This window comes from Clostridium sp. UBA6640, assembly GCF_002455975.1.
Lineage (GTDB): Bacteria > Bacillota > Clostridia > Clostridiales > Clostridiaceae > Clostridium_J.
The window spans coordinates 1-2,820 of sequence record NZ_DKLM01000095.1; the positions used below are offsets into that span (position 1 = coordinate 1).

Below are 2,820 nucleotides of genomic sequence, written 5' to 3' on the forward strand. Positions count from 1 at the left end.
AATTTTACTTTTCAATTTTATATCCAATTCCCCACACCACCTTTAAATATTTTGGATTTTTGGGATTTATCTCAATCTTTTCCCTTATCCTCCTTATATGCACTGCCACAGTGTTCTCAGAGTTATAACTACTCTCTCTCCATACCTTTTCATAAATTTCATCAATAGAAGATACTCTTCCTTTATTCTCCATAAGTTATTCCAATATTTTACACTTTGATCTTTAATATCTATACCTGTTAAAATTGCAAATGCCACCAAATAAATGGCTATTATAAAAGTTATTGCATATACAATTTTACTTTTCAATTTTATATCCAATTCCCCACACCACCTTTAAATATTTCGGTTCTTTGGGATTTATCTCAATCTTTTCTCTTATCCTTCTTATATGCACTGCTACAGTATTTTCAGAGTTATAACTACTCTCTTTCCATACCTTTTCATAAATTTCATCAATAGAAAATACTCTCCCCTTATTCTCCATAAGTAATTCTAATATTTTATACTCAAGGGGAGTCATGCGAGCTTCTTCACCATCAATGGTTATAGATTTTGTATTTTTATTTAGTATTAGTCCTCTTACTATAATCACATCATCATTTCCTTTAAAATTACCAAGGCTTGTATATCTTCTTAATTGAGACTTCACTCTTGCAACTAATTCTAAAGGATTGAAAGGTTTTGTAATATAATCGTCTGCTCCAATGTTAAGCCCTAATATTTTATCTGTATCTTCAGATTTTGCTGAAAGCATAATTATGGGAATATTTTTACTTTCTCTAATTTTAAAAGTTGCCTTTATTCCATCCATTCTCGGCATCATAATATCCATTAATATAAGATGAATTTCTTCTTTATCCAAAATATTTAGCGCCTCAATCCCATCCATTGCTTTAAAAACATTTATATCTTCATTTTTTAAATAAATTTCAATAGCATCACTAATTTCTTTATCATCATCAACTGCTAACACACTATATTTACTCATGTATCCATCCCTCCATTTATCTTCAATTTATTATATCATCTCCATATTTCTTCATCTCCTCTGTACTAATGCTACAGCACTATTGTACAAAGGATTTTTTGCAAAATAGTTAGCATATTTCTTAAGAATTTCTTAAGAAATATGCGTTTAGCTCTTAAGCTATTAATAATTATAAAAAAGCAACCTAAATATAAAAAAGTAGCAGAACTTTATCTGCTACCTCAGTATTCTAAATATCTTTTATTTGCTCTTTAAGAAATACCTGCAATTTTAAATATTGAATCTACCTACAAAACATTTTATCATATTTCCTATAGATATGTTTGTTTTATAAAATGTTATAAAACTTTTTTCTTCTAAGATTAGCAGTATAAAAGTAAATTTTTTCTCTAAAAGCAAAAAAACTTTAACTATTTTAAAATATATACATTTAAAATAGTTGAAGTTTTCTTTGTTTTAAGATTTAATAAATTCTAATGATGCTCTCCATGATGACTACACATAACAACTCTATCTTTTAATTCACCTCTTAAGTAATTTGATAGTGCATCATCTATTGTTGAGTTGACTCCTCTTATAACATCTAAGTTATATTCTTTTAAAGCATTATAAGCTCCAGCGCCTATTCCTCCAGTAATTATTACTGATGCGCCTTCATTTAAAATTAACTTAGATAATCCTCCATGATTATGTTGTAAATCCATAACTGAAACTTCCTTCTTTTCAGTTACTTTCCCATTTTCAACTGTAGCTATAATAAAACTTTCACTTTTCCCAAAATGTTGGTTTATCATATCCCCGTTTTTTGGTATTGCTATTTTCATATATACGCACTCCTTTCTGTATAGTTCCATTATATACCTACATAGATTAAAAAGCCAATTTTTCCTTATTGTATATCTCTTTAACTTTAATACATCTAGATTCTATTTTATCCCATGATAAGATGTTACTTTTTGCTATTAACCCTTCTAATTATTTTACTTAATAATCTATTAGGAATTATTCTAGAGCAAATCACTAGCAATTTATTATTAATACCAGGTACAATAATCAGCTTATTTTTCATAAATTTCTTATATCCAATGCAAGCAACTGATCTTGGATTCATTAAAGTTTTCTTTGCAAAGTCAGCCTTTTTAACCTCTCCTCTTTCTTGAAAATTAGTAGCAGTAGGTCCCGGGCATAATACCGAAACTTTTATATTAGTATTTTTTAATTCCTCTTTTAATCCCTCCGTTAAAGAAAGTATATATGCCTTAGAAGCATAATAATTATTCATAAAAGGTCCAGGAGAAAAAGCAGCAGTAGAAGATACATTTAAAATTCCACCTGAGTTTCTTTCAATCATATCCGGTAAAAAAAGCTTAGTGAGATGAATCACTGCCTTAATATTAACATCAATTAAATTAAGCTCTCTATCTAAAGAAGTATCACTTAAAGCCCCAAAAGATCCAAGCCCTGCATTATTAACTAAAAATTCTATCTCGTAATTATTTTTCTTTATGTATTCATATATTTTTATAATATCTTCAAAGCAGCTTAAATCCCCAGCTAAAATAACTACATCACTAGAATAACACTGAAATTCCGCTTTCAATTCCTCAAGTCTTTTTATATCACGACCACATAAAATCATATTATGGCCATTCTCTCCAAAAACCTTACTAAACTCATATCCTATTCCAGAAGTGGCACCTGTAATCAAAGTATATCTCAAAATAATACCTCCATTTTAAATATCTATTTATAGAAAATTATATCAGTACATCACCTCTTATAGGTTCATTAATGAAAATTTAACTTATGCATGATTTTAATTTCCATAA

3 protein-coding genes and 1 pseudogene are annotated in these 2,820 nt (G+C 28.3%); all 4 read right to left on the reverse strand.

Going from position 1 to position 2,820, the window contains the following annotated elements; genetic code table 11:
- Positions 1-4: 4 nt before the first annotated feature.
- Positions 5-196: pseudogene (locus tag B2W91_RS10590) on the reverse strand (winged helix-turn-helix domain-containing protein); the annotation flags it as partial.
- Between the two features lie 102 nt (positions 197-298).
- Positions 299-991 (reverse strand): response regulator transcription factor, encoded by a 693-nt coding sequence (locus tag B2W91_RS10595; RefSeq protein WP_291580626.1) that lies wholly within the window; start codon positions 989-991, stop codon positions 299-301.
- A 473-nt stretch (positions 992-1,464) separates the two neighbouring features.
- A complete protein-coding gene (locus tag B2W91_RS10600; RefSeq protein WP_291580628.1) occupies positions 1,465-1,815 on the reverse strand; it encodes a NifB/NifX family molybdenum-iron cluster-binding protein in 351 nt (116 codons plus the stop codon).
- 125 nt (positions 1,816-1,940) lie between these two features.
- The gene (locus B2W91_RS10605) at positions 1,941-2,711 is read right to left on the reverse strand and encodes an SDR family NAD(P)-dependent oxidoreductase (protein WP_291580630.1); all 771 of its coding nucleotides are present in this window, start codon (positions 2,709-2,711) and stop codon (positions 1,941-1,943) included.
- Positions 2,712-2,820: the final 109 nt, after the last annotated feature.

Excerpts from the sequence above, each read along its gene's own strand:
- B2W91_RS10600 (WP_291580628.1), bottom strand. The coding sequence starts at position 1,815 with ATGAAAATAGCAATACCAAAAAACGGGGATATGATAAACCAACATTTT.
- B2W91_RS10595 (WP_291580626.1), bottom strand. The coding sequence starts at position 991 with ATGAGTAAATATAGTGTGTTAGCAGTTGATGATGATAAAGAAATTAGT.